A 24,052-nucleotide genomic window follows, 5' to 3' on the forward strand; every position below is an offset into this window, starting at 1 on the left:
GCCGCCGCCGGGCCCGTCCCCGCGCACCGCCCGCGCCTCAGTAGCTGACCGACGGGGCGAGCAGCCGCAGCGCGACGGCCAGCCACGCCGTGGCGCCGAGCGCCGCGAGCAGCAGGACCGCACCGACCACCTGCCACCGGCCGGCGCGCGCGCGGACCTCGGCGGCGACCCGGGCGGCCGCCGGCACGACGCCGACCGCGGCCAGCAGCTGCAGCGCCTGCACGCCCCGCAGCGGCGCGGCGGGCAGGGCCGTGAAGGACATCACCGCCTGGACGACGACGACCCACCCGACGAGCGCGAGCAGCCCGGCGAGGGCGGCGCCGCGGGAGAGCCCCCGGAGCACCCGCAGCCCCCGCGGGGCGGCGGGCCGGCCCCGGCGCCGACGGCGGACCGCGCCGACGGGCACCGCGACGACGGCGACGAGCAGCACGAGGGCCGAGACGACGAGGACGGGCAGGCCGACCTGCTCCGCCACGGTCGCCGGGCGGAGCGTGAAGGCGCCCTCGTAGCCGACGGCGGCGACGGCGCCGTCCTCGACGCGGACCGGCAGCAGCCGCTCGCCGCCGACCTCGCGCCACAGCCACGGCCGCACCTCCTCGTAGACGGCGGGCGTCACCGAGCCGGGGGCCGGGGTGGCGAGGAGGCGGTCGTCGGGCAGGGCGGTCAGCGTCGTGCCGCCGAGGGCCGGCAGCGCGGCGAGGAACGTCGTCGCCGAGCCGCGGGTGTCGCTGTAGCGGCCGGCCACGGCGGCGGCGCGGTCGGCCGTGCCGCCCGGGTCGGGGCGCGCGGCGACGGGCTCGACGGCGTCCCGGCGCACGACGTACCGGTCGTCGAAGGCCTCGACGAGCTCGCGGCGCAGGCCGACGGTCGCGGTGGCGTCCGTGCCGGAGCTGTTGAAGGACACGAAGATCCCGGCGTGGGCGTCCGGCAGGACGTGCAGCTGGCTGTGGAAGTGCGTGGTGTCTCCGCCGTGGCCCCACGCCTGGGTGCCGCCGCGGCTCTCGTCGAAGGTGCCGAGGCCCGGCAGAGGACCGGCGGCGAGGTCGCCGAGCGCCTCCTCGTCGGCGGCGGGCGCGAGGAGCAGGGCGCGCTCCTCGTCGCCGACGACGTCCTCGGTGCCGGGCAGGTCGCCGAGCAGCGCCAGCGTGAACCGCGCCATGTCGGGCCCGGACGTCGTCAGCGCGCCCGCCGGGGCGGGGCCCACGAACTCGAACGGCGTCGGGGCGCCCGCGGCGTCGGGGTAGGAGCGGGACAGCCGGCCGGCGAGGTCGTCGGGCAGCGGCTGGGCGAAGGTCGAGCTCGTCATGCCCAGGGGGTCGAGGACCGCCTCCTGCACGTGCTCGGCGAAGGGCGTGCCGGTGACCCGCTCGACGACGTACCCGGCGAGCGCGTTGCCGTAGTTGGAGTAGGCCGGCGTCGTCCCGGGGGCGAAGACCTGCGCGGGCGGGTCGGTCGCGAGGTGCTCGCGGAGGTCGACCGGGCCGTCCGTCGCGAGGACGCCCTCGACCCGCTCCTCGAAGCCGCCCGTGTGCGTCAGCAGGTGCCGCAGCGTGAGGTCCTGCGGGTAGCCGCGCGGCACCGGGAAGTCGAGGTACTCGCTGACGTCGACGTCGAGGTCGAGGCGTCCGTCGGCGACGAGCTGCGCGACCGCGAGGGCCGTGACCGTCTTGGAGACCGAGCCGGCGCGGAAGAGCGTCGCCTCGGCGTCGACGGGGACGGGCGTGCCGCTCGGGACGGCGCCGTCGTCGGCCGTCCGCCCCGTGTCGGCCAGGCCGAAGCCGCGGGCGGTGACGAGCCCGCCGTCCGCGAGGACGGCGACCGTCGCCCCGGCGATGCCCTCGCGCTCCAGCGCGGCGGGCAGGTACCCGTCGAGCCAGGCGTCGACGTCCGCCGTCGTGGGCTCGGCCGTGACGACGGGGGCGGGCGTGGGCGGGGGCACGGCCGCGGGGGCGCCGCAGCCGGCGAGGACGGCGACGAGCGCGGCGCCGGCCAGGGCGGTGGCGCCGCGACGGCGGCGGACGGGCGGTGACGTGGTGCGGGTGGTCATGGCGGGCTCCTCGTGCCGGGCGGCGGGCCGGCGCGGGGCCGGTCCTGCGGTCACGACGAGCCTCGCCACGGGCGGGCGCGGGGTCGTCCCGCGCGGGCAGGCACCCCACCTCCGACCTCCGGAGGAGGTGGGCGGCCGCGAGGTCGGAGGTGTGCGCGTCGATCTGACGGCAGGCCGTCACATCGACGCGCACACCCCGCGGGCCTCAGCGCGCCGGGCGCACCAGCCACTCCTCGGGCGCGAGGGCCCGGTCGGCGATGCGGACGTCGCCCACCCAGCCGTCGAAGGTCTTCTCCACCTGCTCGTCGAAGGTCGTCGCCCCGACGAGCCAAGAGCTACCCGCGCCCGCGATGCCGACGGCGTCGAGGCCCGGGTCGCGGGCGATGGGGGCGCCGTCGACGTACATCCGCGTGCGGGTGCCGTCGTTGACGACGGCGAGGTGGCGCCACACGCCGGCCTCGAGCTCGTGGCTCCAGCTGGTCACGGCGTCGTCGCGGTTGGTGGGGTACATCTCCCACTGCACCTGGCGGCTCGGCGAGAAGGCGAGCGTGGCGGTCGAGGCCCGGGGGTCGTAGCCGCCGGACTTGCCCGCCGAGACGCCGGACGCCCCGCGGCCGAGCAAGCCGGACCACGCCCGGTCGCCCTCGCAGCACCCCTCCGGCAGCCGCACGTAGGCCTCGACGGTGTACCCGTCGGCGAGGGTCAGGTCGTCGAGCGGGGCGCCCTCGACCGTCCGCAGGTAGGCACCGCCGCCCGGCACACCGCCGACGAGCCGGAGGCTGCCCGACCCGGGCTGGTCGGGGTCGTCGTCGTCGGACAGGAGCACCGAGCGGCGGTCGCCCTCCGGGAGCGTGACGAGGCGCAGGTCGTTGCCGGAGCCGGACAGGTCCCGCAGGGTCGGCGAGGTCGGGGCGAGCGGCCGCCCGTCGCTGCTGCGGCCGCGGCCGGTGTCGCCCAGCCGCCAGTAGGCGACGACGCCGTCGACCAGCGAGTCGGCCACGGGGGCGCCGGGCTCGCGTCCCGCGGGGTCGGGCGTGAAGGCCGCGAAGCGCTCGTCGGCGTCGAGCGGGTAGGAGAACTGGTCGACGGCGCGCTCGCCGGGCGTCGTCGGGCGGGCGAGCGGGCGCGCCAGCGGGTTGCCCTCCTCGGCCTGCTGCTGCGCCCACGGGGAGAAGGTCTCGACGTCGACCCGGTCCTCGGTGAGGTCGATCGTGTAGAGCCGGATCATCCCGGCGCCGCCGTAGTAGCGCTCCTGGTAGTTGACGAGGTGCATCTCGACGTCGTGGCCGGCGTCGTTGCGGGCCGTCGTGCGGGCGACGGGCCAGAAGTGGCCGCCGAGCGCGAGGAAGACCTGGTCGTTGGCGGCCACGAGGCGGTCCCACAGCTGCTGCCCGTAGGCGGACGGCGTGGCGACGCCGCCCCCGCCGTCGGCGACGAGCTCGTGCGTCGTCAGGACGACGGGGCTCGTGGGGTGGGCGTCGATGACGTCCTGCGCCCACGTGAAGGAGGCGTCCGACATGCGCCAGTCCAGGGACAGCACGAGCCAGTCGCGCCCCGCCGCCGGGACGACGTTGTAGGTGTTGTAGCCGGTCTCGTCGGCACCGCCGAAGGTGGGCTGGTCGGCGAAGCGCTGCGGGCCGAACTCGTCGAGGTAGGGGGTGCCGAGCCGCTCGGCGTCGGTGCGGCTGCCGTCGACGTCGTGGTTGCCGGCGAGGACGGCGTAGGGCATCCCCGCGTCGTCGAGGCGCTCGTAGACCTCGCCCACGCGACCCATCTGGTCGGCGTCGCCGCCCTCGGTGAGGTCGCCGAGCGCGGCCGTGAAGACGACGTCGCGCTCCTCGGCGTGCTCGACGAGCCAGTCGAGGCCCGCCGCCAGCGGGGCGGCGTCGCCGCGGCCCTGCCCGTCGAAGAGGTACTGCGTGTCGGGGACGACGGCGATGGTGAGGCGCTGCGGCTCGGCGGCGCCGGGGGGGACGGCGGCGGCCACGGTGGGCAGCACGAGCGCGGTGAGCGCGGTGGCGACGGCGGCGGTGCGCAGCGTCCGGCGGGCGGGCATGGCGGTCCTCTCGGTGACCGGGCAGATGCCGCGACGGTGGACGAACCGGGCGACGGCCGCCGGACGTCGGGTGGGCCGGGGCATGAACGTCGTCGGGCCGGTCGGGTGGTGGGACGCGACCGACCGGGTGACCCGCGCCCCCGCCCCGGGGTCGCACCGGCTCAGGCGGGGCCGTGCCCGCCCGATGGGAGGGCGTGCACGCAGCCGCCCCCGCCCGCCGCTCCCTCCGGCCTGCCCGGGGCCGGGGCGTCACGGACGGAGGACCTCGTGGACGGTGAGCGGCGCCGCGTCGGCGGCGGACGGACGGCGGGGCGGTCCCCCGGCGGTCCCCGGCCGGTGCGGCCGCGGCTGCGCGACCGGCCCTGGGCCTCGGCCCGGTGGTGGACGCGGCAGCACGAGGTGGCCACCCCGCACGCCGTCGGCGCCTCGCTGGGCGTGCTCTACCTCGCCGCCGCCCTCGCCCTCGCCGCCCAGGCCCTCGGCGTGCCCGGTGGCTTCCCCTTCGTGTCCGAGGTCGCCTCGAGCGACATGGCCCGGTCCCTCCAGGGGCCCGTCACCCTCCTGTCCCTCTCGGCCGCCGCGGTCGTCGTCAGCGCGGTCGTCACCCTCCGGCGGGAGGCGGTCACCCACCGCTGGGCGCACCTGCTCACCGCGGTGGCGACGTGCCTCATCGGCGTGGCGGTGGTCGCCGCCCCCGACGACGGCGCCGCCGTCGCGCTCGCGGCCGTCTACGGCTTCGTCGTCATCGAGAGCGCCGTGGTCTTCGCGCCCGGGCCGGCGACGCTGCAGTTCCTCCTGTGCGGCAGCGCGGCCGTCATCAGCCTCAGCTGCCGCGACGACGTCGACCCCGGCGAGATGGTCGCCGTGGTCGTGGTGCTCGTGGCCACCGCCGCCGTGGTCGGCGTGCTCGCGCGCCACGCCTCCGACGCCCGCGTCGACGAGCTCACGGGCCTGCCCAACCGTCGGGGGCTCGACCAGATGCTCGAGGCGGCCGCGACGGCCGCCGGGCGCGGCGGCACCGTGCTGACCGTCGGCCTGCTCGACCTCGACGGCTTCGGCGCGGTCAACGACGGCCTCGGCCACGAGGCCGGCGACCGCCTGCTGCGCGAGACCGCCGCCGCCTGGCGCGAGGCCCTGCCCGCCGACGTCGTGCTGGCGCGGATGGGGGGCGACGAGTTCGCCGTCCTGCTGCCGGACCGCTCGCCCGCGGCGGCCGCCGCGCTGCTCGACGCGCTGTGCGCCGACCCGCACCGGCCCGCCTCCGCCGGCGTCGCCGCCAAGGGCCCCACGGAGTCGACCGCCGACGTCGTCCGCCGCGCCGACGCCGCCCTCTACCGCGCCAAGAGCACGGGCCGGGGCCGCTGCCTGCAGGCCGACCACGACCTGCCCGGCGCGGGGGACTCCGCGGCGCTGACCCGCGAGCTCACGGAGGCGCTCCGCAGCGGCGGGCTCCACCTCGTCTACCAGCCCCTGCGGGCCACGCCGAGCACGCCCGGCTTCGCCGCGGAGGAGGCCCTGCTCGCCGGGGTGGAGACGCTCGTGCGCTGGACGCACCCCGTCCACGGCCCCGTCGGGCCGGACGTCTTCGTGCCGCTCGCCGAGCGCGAGGGCCTCGTCGCCCAGCTCGGCGCCTTCGTGCTGCGCCGGGCCTGCCACGAGATGGCCGCGCTGCCGGACGCCGCCGCGCGCCGGGTGCGGCTGTCCGTCAACGTGTCCGGACTCGAGCTGCTCGACCCCGCCTACCCGGGCCGGGTCGCCGACGCGCTCCGCGACTCCGGCTGGCCGGCGGACCTGCTCGTGCTCGAGGTGACCGAGTCCGTCGTCGAGGCGGACTCCCGGGCCGCGCTGGCGGCGCTGCGCGCCGTCGCCGACCTCGGGGTCGCGCTGGCCGTCGACGACTTCGGCACGGGCTTCTCCGCGCTCAGCCGTCTCGACGACATCGGCGCCGGGTACCTCAAGCTCGACAGCACCCTCATCGCGACCGTCCACACGTCGCCGCGCCGCGCCCGGCTCGTGCGGGCCGCGGCGGCGCTGGCCCGCTCCCTCGACATCACCCTCGTCGCCGAGGGCGTCGAGACCCTCGAGCAGGCCCACGTCCTCGCGTCGATGGGGTGCCCCGTCCTCCAGGGCTTCCACCTGGGCCGTCCCGAGCCGGTCGAGGCCCTGGCGCGGCGCCTGGCGACGGAGACCACGCACCCCGTCGGCCGGGCGCTGCCCCTGCAGGCCCCCGCGGTGGTGCGGCAGGGCCGTGGCGACCACGATCGCGCCGGGGCCGTGGCCGCCGACGCCGGCCGCCCGACCGCGGACGCGTAGGTCGCCTCGCGCCCCGTCCGGTCAGCCCGCCCGGCGGGCGTGCAGGGCGCGCACGAGCGGGGCCAGCTCCTCGGAGGGGCCGTCGACGACGAGCCCCGGGGCGACCGCCGTGATCGGCAGCGGCGTGACCGGCGACGGCGGCAGCCCCAGCTCGGCCGACCACGCCGCCAGCTGCGCCGACGAGCTGGCGAAGACCACGCGCCCGAGGCCGACCCACGCGTGCGCGGCGGCGCACATGGGGCAGTGCTCGCCGGAGGTGTGGACGGTGGCGCCCGCGCGCTCCGCCGCCGTGAGGTGCTCGGCCGCCCAGCGCGCCAGCGCCAGCTCGGGGTGCTGCGTCGCGTCGCCGCCGCCCACGCGGTTGCGGTCCTCGTGCCGCACCCGCCCGTCGGCGTCGACGAGCACCGACCCGAAGGGCTCGTCGCCGGCCTCCAGGGCCTCCGTCGCCAGCTCGACGCACCGCCGGAGGTGCACCAGGTCCCGCTCGTCCACGTCCGTGAGTCTCCGTCGGGCCGGGCCGTGACGCCCCTCGACGACGACCGGCCGTCCGCCGGCCGCTCGCCGCACCCTCAGTCGACGGGGAGGTGGCGTGCCGCCCGGCCGCGGTGCTGCGGCGGGACCTGCGCGGTGGCGCGACCGGGGCCGGCCGGCCGGGCGCCGTGCGTGTCGAGCCAGCGCTCGAGCTCGTCGGCGGGCAGGGGGCGGCTGTGGAGGAAGCCCTGCGCGACGTCGCAGCCGTACGCCCTCAGCCGCTCCAGCGTCGCGGTGTCCTCGACCCCCTCGGCCACGAGCCGCAGCCCGAGGCTGTGGGCGAGGTCGACGGTGGACCGGACGATGGCCGCGGAGCGGGGGTCGGCGGTGCACCGGGCGACGAAGGTGCGGTCGAGCTTCAGCTCGTCGACGGGGAGGTCCTGCAGGTAGGACAGGGAGGAGTAGCCGGTCCCGTAGTCGTCGATGGACAGGCCGACGCCGAGCGCGCGCAGGGCGGCGACGACGGAGCCGGCGCGCCGGGAGTCGGCCATGAGGACGCTCTCGGTGATCTCGAGGACGAGCGCGGCGGCGGGGACGTCGTGCGTGCGGAGGAGCCGGTCGACGTCGCCGGGCAGGTCGGTGTCGAGGAGGTTGGTCACCGACAGGTTGACCGCCACGGTGAGGTCCCGCCCCTGCGCCCGCCAGGCCCGGAGACGGCGGAGGGTCTGGTCGAGCACGGCGAGCGTGAGGGGGCGCATCAGCCCGGTCTGCTCGGCGAGCGGGAGGAAGGTGTCCGGGGCGAGCAGGCCGCGGGTGGGGTGCTGCCAGCGCACCAGGGCCTCGACGGAACGGGTCGCCCCGTCCGCGACGGTGACCTTCGGCTGGAAGTGGCAGACCAGCTCCCCCCGGGCCAGGGCGTCCCGCAGCGCCTCCAGCGTCTGCAGCCGCGCGCGGCTGTGGGGGTCGTCCTCGACGCGGTAGCGGGCGACCCGGTCGCGGGCCGTCTTGGCGCGGTACATGGCGACGTCGGCGCGCTGCAGCAGCAGCGCGGGGTCGTCGCAGTGCTCCGGGTGCAGGGCGACGCCGACGCTGGCCTCCACGTGCAGGGTCACGTCGTCGAGGGCGAAGGTCTCGGCCACCTGCCGGACCAGACCGTGGGCGACGTCGTCGGCGGCCCCGGCCGTGGTCCCGGCGGCCAGGAGGACGGCGAACTCGTCGCCCCCCAGACGGGCCAGCAGGTCGCCCGGGCGCGTCCGGGCGGCCAGCCGGCCGGCGACCTGGCGCAGCAGCTCGTCGCCGACGTGGTGGCCGAGGGAGTCGTTGATCTCCTTGAAGCGGTCGAGGTCCAGCAGGAGCAGACCGGCGGGCGGGCCCGCGCCGGCGTCCGCGGACCCGCGGCGGCCGGGCGGCGCGGGCTCGAGCGCGGCCTGCAGCGCGCGGCGGTTGGGCAGCCCGGTGAGGTCGTCGGTGAGGGCCTGGCGCCGGCTGTCGGCCAGGTCGCTCACCTCGCGGAAGGTCAGCACCAGGCGGACCGCGACGGCGACGAGGGTCAGCGCGGCGAGGAGGACGGCGACGCGCGGGAGGGCGGCGTCGTAGCCGGCGAGCAGGACGCCGACGGCGACGACCGTGCACACGAGCGGCGGCGCCAGGACGCCGCCGCGGCCCGGGTGCCGGTCGGTGATCTGCCGCGTGGGGAGCCAGGCCGCGCGGGCGTAGAGCACGCCCGCGGCGATCCACATCGCGTCGAGCGGGGTGCCCTCGACGTAGGAGCCGCGGGCGATCTGCACCAGCAGCGTGGTGTCGGCGACGGCGAAGAGCGCGATCCCGCCGGCGAGGAAGACCCACCGGCGGTCGGCCCGGCGCCCCAGGACCACCAGGGCCGCGGTCACCACCGACAGCAGCAGCACGTCGCCCAGCGGGTAGGCCAGGCCCGCGGCGACGGCGAGCGCCGACCCCTCCAGGGTCGTGCCGCCGAAGCTCTCGGAGGCGACGGCGCCGAAGAGCGCGGCCAGCGCGAGGCCCGCCGCGACGCCGTCCACCCACACCGCGGCCGGCAGGCCCCGCACCCGGGTCCGCAGCAGCAGGACCAGCGCCACGTAGGCGCAGGGGAAGATCATGAGGTAGAGCGGGTCGGCGATGCTGGGGAAGGTCTCGGTGGGCCCGGCGACGAGCGTGGAGTAGACGACCTCGCCGGCGGCGTTCGCGACGACGCCGACGGCCAGGGCCGCCCACGTGCCGCGCTCGGCCCGGACCGACGAGGCCCGTCCGGCGACGAGCAGCGCGACGAGCAGCGCGCAGCCCCCGTAGACGAACCCGTCGAAGACCACCGACCACCCCGGCTCGGGGCGCAGCAGGGTCGAGCCGGTGAAGACCACGGCGCCGGCCAGCAGCAGGCGCTGGCCCCACCGCACGGCGGCCGGGGCCTGGGCGGGCGCCATCGCGTAGCGACCGCGACGGGCCGGGGCCAGGACCTCCACTCCTGCTGCATCGGCGCGGGGGGCACCGCGCTGAGCGCGCGGGCGGCGGCACGTGGCGAACGGATGAGGGCCGCACCGGCGGGCCGTGGGCGCTGCCCCGCGTCAGCGACCGGCCGCCGCCCCCGCGCGCCGGGCCAGGTGCGCGAAGGCCTCCCGCAGCTCCGGCGGGCCGACGACCTCGAGGTCGACGTCGAGGCGCGCCAGCGACGCCGCGAGCCCGGCCCACGACCACGAGCCGGCGACGAGCCGGCAGCGGTCGTCGTCCAGCGGCTCGAGCGTGCCGTCGCCGACGTAGGGCGCGACGGCGGACGCCGGGGCGGCGAGCACCACCTCGCCGCGGCACGGCCACCCGCCCGCACCGCCGGGGTCGCGGCTGCCGCGGAAGAGCGCCGCGACGAAGGCGGCCGGGTCGCCGCCGGGCACGGGGCGCGGGACGAAGCGGGGGCCCGTCGGCGTCCGGGGGCGCAGCCGGTCGAGCCGGAAGGTGCGCCAGTCGTCGCGGTCGAGGTCCCACGCCAGCAGGTACCAGCGCCCGCCGCGGGCCAGGACGTGGTGCGGCTCGACGCGGCGGGGCGGGCGGAGGTCGCCGTCGTCGCCGTCGCGGGCCGCCACGAGCAGGTCGCAGCGCAGCACCTCGCGCGCCCGGACGGCGGCCGTCACGGCGAGGAGGACGGCGGGGTCGACGGGCGCGCCGCCGCCGGTGGTCGGCAGCGGGGTGACGCGGACGGCGTCGACGCGCGTCCGCAGCCGTGCCGGGAGCACCTGCCGGACCGTCGCGAGCGCCCGCTCGGCCGCCTCCGCGGCGACGCCCTGCCCGGCGGCGAGCTGCAGGGCGAGCGCGAGCGCGACGGCCTGGTCGTCGTCGAAGAGCAGCGGCGGCAGCTCCGCGCCGGCGTCGAGGCGGTAGCCGCCGGCGGGGCCCCGGCTCGCCCGCACCGGGTAGCCGAGGTCGCGGAGCCGGTCGACGTCGCGGCGCACCGTCCGCGGGCTGACCTCCAGCCGCTCGGCGAGGGCGTCACCCGGCCAGTCCCGGCGGGCCTGCAGCAACGACAGCAGCTGCAGCAGCCGCCCCGGCGTCCCGCTCATGCGACGAGTATCGGCCGAGGTGGCGGACAGGACCTGACCGCATCTGGCGGAAGTCTTCTCCTGCAGCCGACGGGCAGGCCGTCGGACGACCGGGAGGACCCCGCCATGAGCGTGCAGACGACGACCCACCTCAACTTCCGCGGCACCGCGCGGGCGGCGCTGGAGCACTACCGCGACGTCTTCGGCGGGCAGCTGCAGGTCTTCACCTACGCCGACGCGCACCGCACCGGCGAGGGCGCGGTCGCCGACGAGGTGGTCTGGGGCCAGGTGGAGTCGCCCGCCGGCCTGCGGGTCATGGCCTTCGACGTCCCGCCGCAGCGCGCCTACGACGCCGGTCGTGACGCCGTCTTCGTCTCCGTCCGCGGCGACGACGCCGACGAGATCACCCGGTACTTCGAGGGCCTGGCCGACGGCGGCGTCGTCCGGGAGGCGCTCGCGCCGTCCGGCTTCTCGCCCTGGTACGGCATGGTCACCGACCGCTTCGGCGTGACGTGGGTGCTCGACGTCGCGGTGGCGTACGAGGGGTGACGCCGAGGGCGTGCGCCCGGGTCGCGGTGGACCGCGACCCGGGCGCCTCCCTGTCAGCGCCGCGGCGCCCGCGCCGTCGAGCCGCGGACGACGAGCTCGGCGTCGAAGAGCACCTCCTGCAGCGCGGGCGGACGGCCGGTCAGCTGGGCGGTGAGCGCGGTGACGGCCGCCTCGGCCATCTCGGCCACGGGCTGGCGGAGCGTCGTCAGGGGCGGGTCGGTGTGCGCCATGAGGGGGGAGTCGTCGAAGCCGGTGACGGACACGTCCTCCGGCACGCGAAGGCCGCGCGAGCGGGCGGCGCGGACGGCGCCGAGCGCCATGACGTCGGAGACGCCGACCAGGCCGGTGCAGCCGCGGTCGAGGAGCTCGTCGGCGGCGGCCCGCCCGCCCTCGACGGTGTGCATCCCGACGGCGACCGCGTGGTCCGCGGCGGCCTCGACGACGCCGAGGTGCTCGGCGAGCGCACGCCGGAAGCCCTCCTCCTTCAGGCGGTTGGGCACGAAGCGGTCGGGCCCGACGACGAGCCCGACCCGCTCGTGGCCCAGGGCCGCGAGGTGCCGGACCGCCGAGGCCACGGCGGCGGCGTCGTCGACGGCGACGCAGGGGGCGGTGAGGGGCCGGCGGGTGCCGTTGACGAAGACGTGCGGCAGCCCGCGGGCCCGCAGCCGCGCGTAGCGCTCCTGGTCGGCCTCGGTGTCGGCGTGGGCGGCGCAGACGAAGACGATGCCGCGGACCTGGTGGTCGAGCAGCATCTGGACGTGCTCGTCCTCGGTGATGCCGCCGCCGGGCAGGGGGCACAGCGCCGGGACGTAGCGCTCGCGCGCCAGCAGCGTGCTGACCGCCTGCGCCATGGCCGGGAAGATCGGGTTGACGAGGTCGGGGATGACGACGCCGACCTGCCCCCGCGCGGCGCCGGGGCGGTCGGGGCGGGCGTAGCCCAGCTCGTCCATCGCCGTCATGACGGCCTGGCGCACCTCCGCGGCGACGCCGGGCCGGCCGTTGGCGACGCGGGAGACCGTCGCGACGCTCACGCCCACGCGGGCCGCGACGTCCTCGAGGCGGGCGCGGCCCGCCGGTGCGGCCGCGGCGGTGCCGGTGGTCGACGACGTCGTCATGGCGCTGCAAGTTACCGCAAAGCGTTGACGTGCGGACGACGATGTCCCTACTGTCCGGCTGCCACCGGTGCGTCCCGCCCCGGGCGGCCCGCACACCGTCGTGCCCGGAGGTCCGCGTGCCCCGTCCGTCCCCGCTCCCGCCCGCCCGGCGTCGTCGTCCCGCGGCGCTCGCCGTCACGTCGGCGGTCTCCCTCGCCGCCGCGCTGCTCGTGCCCTCGGCCGCACCGGCTCTCGCGCACCACACGCCGACGCCCTCGGTGGTGACCCTCGTCGGCTCCCTGCAGGACGAGCTGGGCTGCCCGGGCGACTGGCAGCCCGACTGCGCGGCGACGGCGCTGCTGCCCGTCGACGGGCGGCCCGGCGTCTTCGGCGCGACCTTCGACGTGCCCGCCGGGTCCTACGAGACCAAGGTGGCGCTCGGCGGCTCGTGGACGGAGAACTACGGCGCCGGCGGCGCCGCGGGCGGCGCGAACATCGGTCTGCAGGCGCCCGGGGGAGCGGTGACCTTCACCTACGACCACGCCACGCACCTGCTCACCGACGACCTGCCCGACGCCGTCGGCGGGCAGCAGGCCGCGCACTGGCTCTCGCGCGACGTCGTCGCCTGGGACACCGCGCCCCTCGCCGACGCCGCCTCCTTCCGCCTCTACGCCGCCCGCGACGGCGGGCTCGCGCTCGCCGACGGCGCCGTGACGGGGGCGACGTCGTCGTACCCGCTGCGCCGCACCGGCGACGCGCTGCCGGCGGACCTCGCGGCCACGTCGCCGCACCTCGCCCGGCTCGACCCGCTGACGCTGCCGCGCTCGACCCGCGCCCGGGTCGGCGACCTGCTGCAGGGCCAGCTCCTCGTCGCCGCGCTCGACGGCGCCGGCCGCGTCGTCGCGACGTCCGGCGTCCAGGTGCCCCGCGTCCTCGACGAGGTCTACGCCGGGGCCGCCGACCGCAGGCTCGGCCTCACCTGGCAGCGCGGCCACCGCCCCCGCTTCGACCTGTGGGCGCCGACCGCCCGCTCGGTGACGCTGCACGTCTACGAGGACGGCTCCGGCGGGGAGCCCCTCGCCAGCACGACGGCCACCCGGAACCGCGACGGCGTCTGGACGGCGCGCGGCCCGCGCACCTGGGAGGGCCGCTACTACCTCTACGAGGTCGAGGTCTTCGTGCCCGAGACGGGACGGGTCGAGCGCAACCTCGTCACCGACCCGTACAGCGTCGGGCTGTCGACGAACTCCGAGCGCAGCCTCGTCGTCGACCTCGACGCCCCGGCGCTGGCCCCCGAGGGCTGGGACGACGTCGCGCCCCCGAGGCCCCTGCGGCCCGAGGAGCTCTCGGTGTGGGAGCTGCACGTCCGCGACTTCTCGATCACCGACGAGACCGTCCCCGCCGGGCACCGCGGCACCTACAAGGCCTTCACCGACGCCGGCAGCGACGGCATGGAGCACCTGCGCGGCCTCGCCGACGCGGGGATGAGGGCGGTGCACCTGCTGCCCGTCAACGACATCGCGACGATCGAGGAGGACGCGTCGCTGCGGCGCGAGCCCACGTGCGACCTCGCCGCGCTGCCGCCGGACAGCCCCGGGCAGCAGGAGTGCGTGCTCGCGACCGCCGGCGAGGACGGCTTCAACTGGGGCTACGACCCGCTGCACTACACCGTGCCGGAGGGCTCGTACTCGACCGACCCCGAGGGCGCGACGCGCATCCGCGAGTTCCGCGAGATGGTCGCGGCGCTGCACGGCACCGGGCTCGGCGTCGTCCAGGACGTCGTCTACAACCACACCTCCAGCGCCGGCCAGGGCGGGGAGAACAACCTCGACCGCGTCGTGCCGGGCTACTACCACCGGCTCGACCCGACGTCCGGCGCCGTCGAGACCTCGACGTGCTGCCCGAACACGGCCACCGAGCACACGATGATGGGCAAGCTCGTCGTCGACTCGCTCGTGACGCTCGTGCGGACCTACCGCCTCGACGGCATCCGCTTCGACCTCATGGGGCACCACCCGAAGGCGAACATCCTCGAGGTGCGCGCCGCGCTCGACGCGCTGACCGTCGAGGAGGACGGCGTCGACGGCTCCTCGGTCTACCTCTACGGCGAGGGCTGGGACTTCGGCGAGGTGGCCGGCGACGCCCGCTTCGAGCAGGCCACGCAGGTCAACATGGCCGGGACCGGCATCGGCACCTTCAACGACCGGCTGCGCGACGCCGTCCGCGGCGGAGGGCCGTTCGACGAGGACCCGCGCGTGCAGGGCTTCGCGAGCGGCCTGCTCACCGACCCCAACGGCGCCGAGGCCAACGGCACCGAGGAGCAGCAGCGCGAGCGGCTCCTCCTGGCGCAGGACCAGGTCCGCGTCGGCATGACCGGCAACCTCCGCGACTACCGCTTCACCGACCGCACGGGCGCGGAGGTCACGGGCGCCGACGTGGACTACGGCGGGTCGCCGACCGGGTACACGGCCGACCCGCAGGAGGCGGTCACCTACGTCGAGGCGCACGACAACGAGACGCTCTACGACGCCCTGGCGCTCAAGCTGCCGCAGGGCACGCCCATGGCCGACCGGGTACGCATGCAGACCCTCGCGCTCGCGACGACGGCGTACGGCCAGGGAGTCTCGTTCTGGCACGCCGGCGGTGAGCAGCTGCGGAGCAAGTCGCTGGACCGCAACAGCTACGACTCCGGCGACTGGTTCAACGTCCTCGACCACACCGGCACGACGAACGGCTTCGCCCGCGGCCTGCCGCCGGCGCCGGACAACGAGGACAAGTGGCCCTTCATGCAGCCGCTGCTCGCGGACCCGGCGCTCCGGCCGACGCCCGCGGACATCGCCGACGCCCGCGCCCAGGCCGACGCGCTGCTGCAGGTCCGCGCGAGCACCCCGCTGTTCTCGCTCGGCACGGCCGAGCGGGTGCAGCAGAAGCTGTCCTTCCCGGGCAGCGGGGCCGGCCAGGCGGCGGGCGTCGTGACCCTGCTCGTCGACGACACGGTCGGCGAGGACGTCGACCCCGACCTCGGCGGTCTCGTCGTCGTCCTCAACGCGACGCCGGACGCGGTGACGCAGGAGGTGCCGCGGGTGGCCGGGGACTGGGAGCTGCACCCCGTCCTCGCCGGCGGTGCGGACGAGGTGGTCAAGGGCGCGACCGCGGACGGCGACGTCCTCACGGTGCCGGCGCGGACGGCGGCGGTCTTCGTCGCCCGCTGACCGGTCCCGGGGAGCCCGTGTGCCCAGGTCGCGGTGCACCGCGTCCTGGGCGCACGGGCTCCGTCGTCGTGGGGTGGCCGTCGATGATGGGCGCGTGCCCGCCGACGACGCCCCCTGCCCCTGCGGCTGGGGCGAGCCCTACGGCCGCTGCTGCGGCGCCCTCCACCGCGGCGAGCGGGAGGCGACGACGGCCGAGGCGCTCATGCGCTCGCGGTACAGCGCCTTCGCCGTCGGCGACGCGGCGTACCTCCTCCGCTCGTGGCACCCGGGCACGCGCCCGGCCGCCCTCGACCTCGACGACGACGTCCGCTGGCTGCACCTCGCCGTGACCGCCGTCGAGCGCGGGGGCCCCTTCGACGACGAGGGGGTCGTCGCCTTCGAGGCCGTGGCCCGCGCCGACGGGCGGCGGCACGTGCAGGGGGAGCGGAGCCGCTTCGCCCGGGAGGGCGGGCGGTGGGTGTACGTGGACGGGTCGCCGACCTGACGCGCGGTCGTCAGTAGGCCCGGAGGGCCACCCCGTCGACCACGACGTCGCCGCCGCCCAGGTGCTGGAGCGACAGCGCGCCGCCGGCAGCCCTCGCCATCGGCAGCCGGAAGAGCCGGCGGTGCGTGGTCGTCGTGGCCCGCAGGTCCACCTCGCCGACCACGGTGCTGCCGACCTTCACGCGGACGCGCCCGCACGTCGGGCAGGACGTCGCGACGAGGGTGACCTCGTCCGTCCGGACCTTCGTCCGTGTCAGCACCGAAGCCGTCTGGCGCGAGCGGGTCGCCGTGCCCGCCGCGAAGGCGCTGTGGGTCGCCCGCGTCCACGAGCCCGACGCCACGGCGAGGGCGCGGTCGTCGAGGGGCAGCGTCGTGCAGGCCGGCGCCGTCCACGCCGAGCGGTTGCCCGCGTGGTCGACGGACTGCGCGGAGAAGCAGTACGTCCAGCCAGGCGTGAGGCGCGCCGCCTCGACCGCCCCGGTCCGCAGGGCCGACCACGCGCGCGGGTACTCCCAGCCGCCGAGGGACTGGGCGGTGGTGGCGTCCCCACGGCGCCAGCGCAGCTGGTAGCCGTCGAGGCGCCGGTCGTCCTTGCCGGACAGCCCGACCGTGACGGCGGTCTCGGTCGTCACCGCGGGGAGGGCGCGGACGGCCGCGGTGGGGGCGGTGCGGTCGACGCCGTGGACGGGTACCGAGTTGCTCTGCGCGTACGCGCTGCCGTGGCCGGTCTCGGCCGTCACGGTGACGCCCGTGACGCCCGAGGCGTCGATGACGAACGAGGCCCTGCGGGCGTCGGGCGGCAGCACCACGTCGGGGCCGACGGCGTCGCTGACGCGGAAGCCCGTCAGCGGCATCGTCGCGGGCGCCGCCGTCCAGGACCAGGTGACGGTGGCGCGGGACGACAGGGGGTCGATCGTCAGACGGACGTCCCGCGGTGCGGGCGGAGTGGCGGACAACGGCGTCGCCGTGACCCGGACCGGGGCGGACTCGCCGGCCAGGTTGAGCGAGACGACGTCGACAGCTGCCGACCGGCCGTTGACGAGGCCGGTGACCTGCACGCCGAGCCCGTCGGCGTCGGTCGTCATGACCGCGGCGTCGGGCAGGCCCGCGCCCCGGGCGCGGACGGCCCTCACGCCCGCCGCGGGGGCGTCCCACCGGACCGACACGGTCGTGTCGCCGGCGGTGGCCCGGACACCGGTCGGTGCGGCCGGCGCGGTGACGACGCCCGTCGGCCTCGGCGGGAGCGGGCTGCTCGGGACGGGGATGGCGGCGACCCGGACACGCCCGTCGCGGCCGACCCACGCGACCGACGGGAGGTCGCCCGAGCGAGAGGTGGCCGAGGGCACGCCGTCCTCGGCCACCTCGCCGAGGCGCTGCCACGTCAGCGCGGCGCTCGTGGTCGCCGCCGACCCGGCCAGGGCTGCCCACTCTAGGTAGCCGTCCCGTCGGCGGACGAGGAAGCCGTCGCCGAGGGTCACGTCACCACCGGACACCTGCACCGAGGGGTGACGCCCCGTGCGGTCGACCACCTGGCCGCACACGAGGAGCCACGACCCCGCCGCCCTCACCGCGCCGTCCCGGCGGTCCGGGCAGCGGGGGCCCAGCACATCGCTCCGCCCGGTCGCGAGGTCGACGGCGTCGACGCGCCGGTCGAGGCTCGAGACGCCGTAGAGGACGCCGTCGAGGAGATCGCCGTCCGCGCGGGCAGGCACGCGTGCCCCGGAGCGCAGGTCGAGCACCGCGTCGCGGTGCTCGTCGTACATGTCGACCAGGTACGGGCCGTCGATGCCCTCCACCGTGGCGTACACGCCGTCGTCCGTGGGGTCGGGCACGCTGACGACGCCACCCGAGGCGTCGCGGACGAGGACGGCCCCCCATGTCGCCAGCGCCGTCGTCCCGCCGCCGGCCGCGAGGAGGAGGCACCGGGACAGCGGCCGTGAGGCGGAGCACGACGACGGCCGGTCGGTCTGGAGCCCGAGTGCCTGGCCGCTCCCGACCAGGAGGCCCGATCCGTCACCGGTGAGGCTGTGCTGCCGCACGGTCGTGTGGGTGGCCCCGGACTGGTCGGCGACGACGAGGCGCCGTCCGTCCATGGCCAGTGCCCAGACCGGTGCGGGGACGGGAGCCAGGCTGAGGCGCTCCGCTGTCGCCCCGGTGCGGGCGTCGACACGCTCGAGCGCCCGGCCTCTCGCCGTGACACCGGAGACGACGCGCACGGCGCCGTCGCCCGCCGCCACCACGGAGGTCGCCGCCCGCCGCAGGACCTCGGACGAGCCGTCCCGACCGACCACCAGGAGGTCACGGGGGGACTGGTCCTGGTCCGTGGGGTTCGTGAGAGGCAGGACGACGAGGACGTCGCCCACCGGGACGACCTGGGCGGCGTCGTAGAAGGGAGTCGTCGGAGGGGGCACGGCCGTCGCGGGTCGGACGAGCACGTCCGCCGGTGCGACGTCCGCGTCCCCGGCGCGAGGGCGGCGGACGCTGTGGACGGTGCGTCCGGCGTCGTAGCCCGTGACCCAGGCGACGGCGTCGTCGCCGAGGGCAGCCAGCTCGAGCTCGCCGCGGGTGATCGGACGCACCCGGAGGGCCTCGGTGTCGACGAGGACGAGCGCCGCCTGCTGGCCGTTCCGGCTCTGCTCCATGAGCAGGACGCCGTGCGCGTCCTCCTGCGGGGACGACGACCACCGGCCGAGGCGCGGCTCCAGCGGGGCCAGCGACTCGCCGCCGGTGATGGGGAGCAGCTGCCCGGGGCGCTCCCAGGGGACGAGAGCCAGACCCGTGGTGGTCTCGACGACGACGCCGTCGCCCGTGGCGGCCACCGGCGTCGTCGTGCTCGGGGGGACGAGCTCCTCGTACTCCCCGGACCCGAGCGACGTGGACGAGATGTCGAAGCTCCCGACGCGGTAGTGGACGCGTCGGTCACCCACGACGACGGTCTGGTCGACGTGGCGCTGCGGGTCCAGGACGACGGGTGCCGTCTCGCCGCTCGCCGAGAACCACGTCGCGGGGGCGACGGTGCCACGCCCGGCGGGGTCGACCTCCTGGGACAGGACCCACGCCTCCTCGCCGCCTTCGACCCGCGCGTCCCGCGGCGTCGGGCGGTCGGGCGACGGCAGCGTCACCACGGTCGCCCCCGCCGGCGCCGCCTCGGCCGCGGGCGGCGTCGTCGCCACCGACCCGCCGACGACGAGCGTCGCGGCGAGGAGGAGGCCGAGGGACCGGGCCGAGGGCAGGACGGAGCGCAGCGTGGCGGGCACGACGGGAGTGTCGGCAGCGCGGTCGCCGGCCAGCAGCGCTTCGGCGGAAGCGTGACCCGACCGAGTCCTGCGGCGGCCGGCTCCTCCCCGGACGGGCGACCATGGACCCGTGACGGGTGACGGGGAGGTCGGTGCGTCGACCCGACGGTCCGCCGTCACCTCGGCACGCAGACCTCCCGCGCCGCCTCGGCCCCTGCGGGTTCTCCTCGCCACCGTCCCGCTGCACGGCCACACCCGGCCCGCGGTCCCGGTCGCCGCGGAGCTCGTTCGGCGCGGGCACGCCGTCCGGTGGCTCGCGGGGGCGGGCCACGCGGGCGCCGTCCGGGCGACGGGCGCGGTGCACCGGCCGCTCGTGGCGGCGCACGACTACGCGGACACCGCCTGGCTCGAGGCGCTGCCGGGGCGGCGGCCGCCCGGCCCGCGGCGGCTGGCGCAGGACTTCACGCACCTCTTCCTCCGCTCGATGCCCGGCTGGGTCGCCGACGTCGAGGCGGCCCTGGCCGAGGAGCCGGCCGACGTCCTGCTCGTCGACACCGGGCTCGTCGAGGCGGCGCGCGCCGTCCACGAGCGCGGCGGCCCGCCCTTCGCCGTCCTCGGCGTCGTCCCGCTCCTGCTGCGCGACACCGACACCGCGCCGTACGGGCTCGGCCTCGCGCCGGCGCGCGGGCGGCTGGGCCGGGCGCGGAACCGGGTGCTGCAGGAGGCCGTCTGGCGCGGCCCGCTCAGGCCCGCCGCCGACGCCCTGCGCGAGGAGCGGGAGCGGCTCGGCCTGCCGGGCGCCCAGCCGCCGCCCGACGTCGGCCCCGTCTCGCCCTTCCTCCACCTCCAGTCGGGCCTCGCGGCGCTCGAGTACCCGCGCCGCGCCATGCCGCCGTCGGTCCGCTTCGTCGGCCACCTCGCACCGCCGGTCGGCGACGCCCCCCGGCCGCCCTGGTGGGACGACGTCCTGGTGGCCCGCGCGGCCGGGCGCCGGGTCGTCGTCGTCACGCAGGGCACGGTGGCGACGACGCCGGAGGACCTCCTGCTGCCCGCGGTCCGCGGGCTCGCCGGGCAGGGCCACCTCGTCGTCGTGGCCACCGGTCGGCGCGACGTCACGACGCTCCCGGGCGGCCCGCCCCCGGACGACGTGCGCGTCGGCGGCTTCCTGCCCTTCGGCGACCTCCTGCCGCTCGCGGACGTCCTCGTGACGAACGGCGGCTTCGGCGGCGTGCAGACGGCGCTCGCCGCGGGCGTGCCGCTCGTCCTCGCCGGCCGGACCGAGGACAAGGCGGAGGTCGCCGCCCGCGTCGCGTGGGCCGGCGCCGGCGTCGACCTCCGGGTCCAGCGCCCCCGCCCGGAGCAGGTGCGGCGCGGGGTCGGCGCCGTCCTCGCGGGCGGGCACGGCGCCCGGGCACGGCAGCTGGCGGCCGAGTACGCGGCGCTCGACGCGCCCGTGCGGTGCGCGGAGCTGCTCGAGGAGCTGGTGGGCGGGGCCGGGACGACGGGCTGACGGGCGTCGCCGTCAGGCGCCGCCGCGCCGTCGCCGCACGGACAGCCGCAGCCGGTCCCCGCGGAAACGCCCGACGCCGAACTCGAGCGGTCGCCCGTCCGCGAGGCGGAGCACCCGTTCCAGGCGGAGCACCGGGACGCCCACCGCCACGCCGAGGACGCCGGCCACGACGTCGTCCGCCGCGACCGCCTCCGTCGTGAGGTCCTCGTGGTCGCAGGCCACGCCGAGGACGCGCTCGAGCGCCTCGTAGTAGTCGCCGACGAGGTCCGAGGCCGGGCACTCCAGCAGGGGGGCGGCGACCTCGAGGGGCAGGTAGGACGTCCACGCCCCCACTGGCTCCCCTCCCGCGACGGTGCGGCGGTCGAGACGGAGGGCCGGCGCCCCGGCGGGCAGGTCGAGCAGCGCGGCGACCGGGCCCTGCGCCGTCACGGTGCGACGCAGCACGACCTCGTGACGCACCGGCCCGCCGAGGGTGCTGATGCTGCGCAGGTCGTCGACCCGGTGGTGGGCGCCCCGCCCGACGGCCGAGGTGCCCTGCCCCGGCTGGCGCGTGACGAGGCCCTCGGCGCGGAGCAGGTCGAGGGCGCCCCGGACGGCGCCCCGGCTCGCCCCGTAGACCCGTTGGAGGGTCCGCTCGTCCGGCAGGAGGCGGTCGCCGCCGGACGGGTCCAGCACCTCGGCGCGCAGGACGTCGCGCAGGTCCGCGGCGGAGGTGGCCACGTCGGAGCGGGGACCGCGCGGGACCGCCCGCGGCCCGCGTCCCGGGGCCCGACGTCCGTCTGCCGGCGACATGCCCGGAGTGTGCCGGGCCGGTGTTTCACGCCGGTGACGCGGCGGGACGCCCGGTCGGGACGGCGTCGTCGCAGCTCAGCGCGCTGCGCCGGCCGCTGCGAACGGCGTAACCGCGGCGTGCGCCGGCGAAACAGCGGTGTGACGCGCCGTTCCTAGCGTCCTCGTCAGACGTCGCCCGCGGCAACGACCGCGGGTGGCGGCACCGGTGGGCCGACGTGGTCCGCCGGACGCCGACCGGAGGAGGGCCCCGTGGCCGTGTGGGACGAGTACCTGACCGAGCGTGACCGTGCCGTCTACGCGACGGCGGGCTACGGGGCGAGGCGGCCCCTCGGCTCGCGGCCCGCCATCGTCGTCATCGACGTCAACTACGACTTCGTGGGCCACGAGCGTGCGCCGGTCCTCGAGTCGGCCAAGACCTGGCGCAACAGCTGCGGCGAGGAGGGGTGGGACGGCGTCGCCGCCATCGCGACGCTGCTCGAGGCCGCCCGCGACCACTCGCTGCCCATCTTCTACTCGACGAGCGAGGAGCCCCGGCCCGACGGCCTCGGCCGGGGCATGTGGCGCAGCAGCCGCGTCGGGGAGACGGCCGGCGTCCCCGGCTTCGTCGGCAGCGACGTCGTCGCGGAGATCGCGCCCCAGGAGCGGGACGTCCTGCTGCGCAAGAGCAAGCCGAGCGCCTTCTTCGGCACGGGGCTGCTCGCCCTGCTGCTCGAGCTGGGCGTCGAGGACCTCCTCGTCGTCGGCACGACGACGAGCGGGTGCGTGCGCGCGACGGTCGTCGACGCCTTCTCGCACAACTTCAACGTCGTCGTCGTCGAGGAGGGGTGCTTCGACCGCGGGCAGGCCTCGCACGCCCTCAACCTCTTCGACATGGACGCCAAGTACGCCGACGTCCTGCCGCTGCAGGAGGTCCTGGAGCACCTGGCCGGCCTCCCGACGGAGGTCTTCCCCGGTCGTGTCGCGCCGGCCGTGGCCACGCCCGCGGCGCCGGAGCCCGCCGGGGCGGTGCGGTGACGGGGCTCGCGGTCGAGCACCTGACGCGGCGCTTCACGACCGCGGAGGGAGGTGTCGTCGTCGCCCTCGAGGACGCCGTCGTGGACGTGCCCCCGGGCTCCTTCACCTCGATCATCGGCCCGAGCGGCTGCGGCAAGAGCACGCTCTTCAGCATCATCGCCGGGCTCGACCGCCCGACCGAGGGGCGTGTCCTCCTCGACGGGGAGGACTGCACCGGGCAGCAGGGCCGGGTGGGCTACATGCTCCAGAAGGACCTGCTGCTGCCGTGGCGGACCGTGCTCGCCAACGTCGTCCTCGGGCTCGAGGTCGCGGGCGTCGGCCGGCGCGAGCGGGAGGGCATCGCCCGTCGCCTCCTGCAGCACTACGGGCTCGGCGACTTCGCCGGGCGCTACCCCGCCGAGCTGTCGGGCGGCATGCGCCAGCGGGCCGCGCTCCTGCGCACCATCCTCACCAACCGCCAGGTGCTCCTCCTCGACGAGCCCTTCGGCGCCCTGGACGCCTTCACCCGGGCGCAGATGCAGGAGTGGCTGCTCGACCTCTGGGACGACCTCGGCAAGACGGTGCTCTTCGTCACCCACGACATCGAGGAGGCCGTCTACCTCTCCGACGTCGTCTACGTGATGTCGCCCCGCCCCGGCCGCGTCGTGGGGCGGCTGGAGATCGACCTGGAGCGTCCCCGCAAGCCCTCCGTCGTCACGTCCCGACGCTTCGTCGAGCTGCGCGCGCAGGCCCTGGACCTGCTCGACCACGCCCCGGCCGGACGGGTGGCGGCATGAGCGCCCCGACCCAGACGCGCCCGGACGGCGCGGCGGTCGGCCACGCGCCCGTGTCCGCCGACGTGCGCGACACGATGCAGGACCTCGAGCGCCTGACGCCGCCGCCCCGCCCACGCCCGGCGCCGCCCGCCCCGCGGCCGGAGCCGCGGCTGCTCGTGCCCGCGCTGCGCGTGCTGGCCCTCGTCGCCCTCGTCGGCGGGTGGGAGCTGGCTGCCCGGACCGGCGTGGTCGACCCGTTCTTCTACAGCATGCCCTCGCAGATCTGGGCCACCGGCGTCACGGCCGTGACGGAGGGCACCGTCCTCCTCGACACCGCCTACACCTTCTCCGCCACCCTGCTCGGCTTCGCGATCGGGACGCTCGTCGGGGTGGCGGTGGGCCTGTCGTTCTGGTGGTCCCGGCGCTACGCGGCCGTCGCGGAGCCCTTCGTCGTCGCCTTCGAGGCCATGCCGAAGCTCGCGCTCGCGCCGATCGTCGTGCTGGTCCTCGGCATCGGCATCTCGTCGAAGGTCGCCATGGCCACCGCGCTCGTCGTCGTGGTCCAGGCCCTCAACACCTACTCCGGCGTCAAGTCGGTCGACCCCGACCTCACGCGGATGCTCGCCTCGGTGGGCGCGAGCCGGCGGCAGGTCTTCGCCAAGGTCGTCGTGCCGACGACGCTGCCCTGGGTCGTCTCGGGCCTGCGGGTCACCATCGGGCTCGCCCTGTCGGGCGCCATCGTCGGCGAGTACATCGGCGCCACCCAGGGCATCGGCCGGATGATCCAGTACGCCGGCAGCACCTACGAGATCTCCCTCATCTGGGTCGGGATCGCCGTCCTCGCCGCCCTGTCGATGGTGCTCTACGCCGTCGTCGGCGCCGTCGAGCGGAAGTTCCTGGCCTCCCTCCACGTCAGCCGCTGAGCGGCACCCCCTCCCCGAGGAGCACCCGTGCGTCGTCCGCTGCCCGTCCCGTCCC

The 24,052-nt window shown here is 77.2% G+C and carries 16 protein-coding genes; 8 read left to right on the forward strand and 8 right to left on the reverse strand.

Features of this window, described 5'->3' with window-relative positions:
- Positions 1-37: 37 nt before the first annotated feature.
- Positions 38-2,047, reverse strand: coding sequence for a serine hydrolase domain-containing protein (locus tag EDC03_RS14570; RefSeq protein ID WP_123381083.1), 2,010 nt, complete (start codon positions 2,045-2,047; stop codon positions 38-40).
- Between the two features lie 205 nt (positions 2,048-2,252).
- The gene (locus EDC03_RS14575) at positions 2,253-4,103 is read right to left on the reverse strand and encodes a laminin G domain-containing metallophosphoesterase family protein (RefSeq protein ID WP_158674322.1); all 1,851 of its coding nucleotides are present in this window, start codon (positions 4,101-4,103) and stop codon (positions 2,253-2,255) included.
- Positions 4,104-4,502: 399 nt separating this feature from the next.
- Between EDC03_RS14575 and EDC03_RS14580 the strand changes: the two genes are divergently transcribed.
- On the forward strand, positions 4,503-6,416 hold the full coding sequence (locus EDC03_RS14580; protein ID WP_148058102.1) for a putative bifunctional diguanylate cyclase/phosphodiesterase: 1,914 nt from the start codon (positions 4,503-4,505) through the stop codon (positions 6,414-6,416).
- Positions 6,417-6,437: 21 nt separating this feature from the next.
- On the opposite strand, the gene EDC03_RS14585 is transcribed toward EDC03_RS14580, so the two are convergent.
- The 3 genes from EDC03_RS14585 to EDC03_RS14595 form a co-directional block, all read right to left on the reverse strand.
- Positions 6,438-6,908 carry a nucleoside deaminase gene (locus EDC03_RS14585; protein ID WP_123381084.1) on the reverse strand — a complete coding sequence of 157 codons (471 nt, stop codon included), beginning with the start codon at positions 6,906-6,908 and terminating at the stop codon, positions 6,438-6,440.
- A 77-nt stretch (positions 6,909-6,985) separates the two neighbouring features.
- Entirely contained in the window at positions 6,986-9,364 is a 2,379-nt protein-coding gene (locus tag EDC03_RS14590; protein WP_123380995.1) for a putative bifunctional diguanylate cyclase/phosphodiesterase, read from the reverse strand.
- A 102-nt stretch (positions 9,365-9,466) separates the two neighbouring features.
- Positions 9,467-10,450 carry a helix-turn-helix transcriptional regulator gene (locus EDC03_RS14595; protein WP_123380996.1) on the reverse strand — a complete coding sequence of 328 codons (984 nt, stop codon included), beginning with the start codon at positions 10,448-10,450 and terminating at the stop codon, positions 9,467-9,469.
- 105 nt (positions 10,451-10,555) lie between these two features.
- On the opposite strand from EDC03_RS14595, the gene EDC03_RS14600 reads away from it, so the two are divergent.
- Complete coding sequence (locus tag EDC03_RS14600; RefSeq protein ID WP_123380997.1) at positions 10,556-10,978, forward strand: VOC family protein; 423 nt, start codon at positions 10,556-10,558, stop codon at positions 10,976-10,978.
- 53 nt (positions 10,979-11,031) lie between these two features.
- On the opposite strand, the gene EDC03_RS14605 is transcribed toward EDC03_RS14600, so the two are convergent.
- Positions 11,032-12,093 (reverse strand): LacI family DNA-binding transcriptional regulator, encoded by a 1,062-nt coding sequence (locus tag EDC03_RS14605; protein ID WP_123380998.1) that lies wholly within the window; start codon positions 12,091-12,093, stop codon positions 11,032-11,034.
- 116 nt (positions 12,094-12,209) lie between these two features.
- Between EDC03_RS14605 and pulA the strand changes: the two genes are divergently transcribed.
- Both pulA and EDC03_RS14615 read left to right on the forward strand, forming a co-directional pair.
- The gene (pulA, locus tag EDC03_RS14610) at positions 12,210-15,284 is read left to right on the forward strand and encodes a pullulanase-type alpha-1,6-glucosidase (RefSeq protein ID WP_199720284.1); all 3,075 of its coding nucleotides are present in this window, start codon (positions 12,210-12,212) and stop codon (positions 15,282-15,284) included.
- Between the two features lie 94 nt (positions 15,285-15,378).
- Positions 15,379-15,768 carry a YchJ family protein gene (locus tag EDC03_RS14615; protein ID WP_123380999.1) on the forward strand — a complete coding sequence of 130 codons (390 nt, stop codon included), beginning with the start codon at positions 15,379-15,381 and terminating at the stop codon, positions 15,766-15,768.
- Between the two features lie 10 nt (positions 15,769-15,778).
- On the opposite strand, the gene EDC03_RS14620 is transcribed toward EDC03_RS14615, so the two are convergent.
- Positions 15,779-19,024, reverse strand: a complete 3,246-nt coding sequence (locus EDC03_RS14620; RefSeq protein WP_123381000.1) for a hypothetical protein — start codon at positions 19,022-19,024, stop codon at positions 15,779-15,781.
- A 352-nt stretch (positions 19,025-19,376) separates the two neighbouring features.
- Here EDC03_RS14620 and EDC03_RS14625 point away from each other — a divergent pair, with 352 nt between their 5' ends.
- The gene (locus tag EDC03_RS14625) at positions 19,377-20,513 is read left to right on the forward strand and encodes a glycosyltransferase (protein ID WP_148058103.1); all 1,137 of its coding nucleotides are present in this window, start codon (positions 19,377-19,379) and stop codon (positions 20,511-20,513) included.
- Positions 20,514-20,525: 12 nt separating this feature from the next.
- Here the strand turns inward: EDC03_RS14625 and EDC03_RS14630 are convergent, their stop codons facing one another.
- Positions 20,526-21,233 carry a GntR family transcriptional regulator gene (locus EDC03_RS14630; RefSeq protein ID WP_158674323.1) on the reverse strand — a complete coding sequence of 236 codons (708 nt, stop codon included), beginning with the start codon at positions 21,231-21,233 and terminating at the stop codon, positions 20,526-20,528.
- Positions 21,234-21,554: 321 nt separating this feature from the next.
- Between EDC03_RS14630 and EDC03_RS14635 the strand changes: the two genes are divergently transcribed.
- The 3 genes from EDC03_RS14635 to EDC03_RS14645 are packed head-to-tail and all read left to right on the forward strand — an operon-like array spanning position 21,555 to position 23,997.
- Entirely contained in the window at positions 21,555-22,319 is a 765-nt protein-coding gene (locus EDC03_RS14635; RefSeq protein ID WP_123381003.1) for an isochorismatase family protein, read from the forward strand.
- A complete protein-coding gene (locus EDC03_RS14640; RefSeq protein ID WP_123381004.1) occupies positions 22,316-23,095 on the forward strand; it encodes an ABC transporter ATP-binding protein in 780 nt (259 codons plus the stop codon). Before EDC03_RS14635 ends, EDC03_RS14640 begins: the two co-directional genes overlap by 4 nt.
- Complete coding sequence (locus EDC03_RS14645; protein ID WP_199720285.1) at positions 23,092-23,997, forward strand: ABC transporter permease; 906 nt, start codon at positions 23,092-23,094, stop codon at positions 23,995-23,997. Before EDC03_RS14640 ends, EDC03_RS14645 begins: the two co-directional genes overlap by 4 nt.
- Positions 23,998-24,052: the final 55 nt, after the last annotated feature.

Origin of the sequence: Pseudokineococcus lusitanus, assembly GCF_003751265.1 — a bacterium.
Taxonomy (GTDB): Bacteria; Actinomycetota; Actinomycetes; order Actinomycetales; family Quadrisphaeraceae; genus Pseudokineococcus; species Pseudokineococcus lusitanus.

Bases quoted from the DNA above. Each gene is read 5' to 3' on its own strand.
- EDC03_RS14570 (WP_123381083.1), bottom strand. From the start codon at position 2,047: ATGACCACCCGCACCACGTCACCGCCCGTCCGCCGCCGTCGCGGCGCC.
- EDC03_RS14575 (WP_158674322.1), bottom strand. From the start codon at position 4,103: ATGCCCGCCCGCCGGACGCTGCGCACCGCCGCCGTCGCCACCGCGCTC.
- EDC03_RS14595 (WP_123380996.1), bottom strand. From the start codon at position 10,450: ATGAGCGGGACGCCGGGGCGGCTGCTGCAGCTGCTGTCGTTGCTGCAG.
- EDC03_RS14600 (WP_123380997.1), top strand. From the start codon at position 10,556: ATGAGCGTGCAGACGACGACCCACCTCAACTTCCGCGGCACCGCGCGG.
- EDC03_RS14605 (WP_123380998.1), bottom strand. From the start codon at position 12,093: ATGACGACGTCGTCGACCACCGGCACCGCCGCGGCCGCACCGGCGGGC.
- EDC03_RS14645 (WP_199720285.1), top strand. From the start codon at position 23,092: ATGAGCGCCCCGACCCAGACGCGCCCGGACGGCGCGGCGGTCGGCCAC.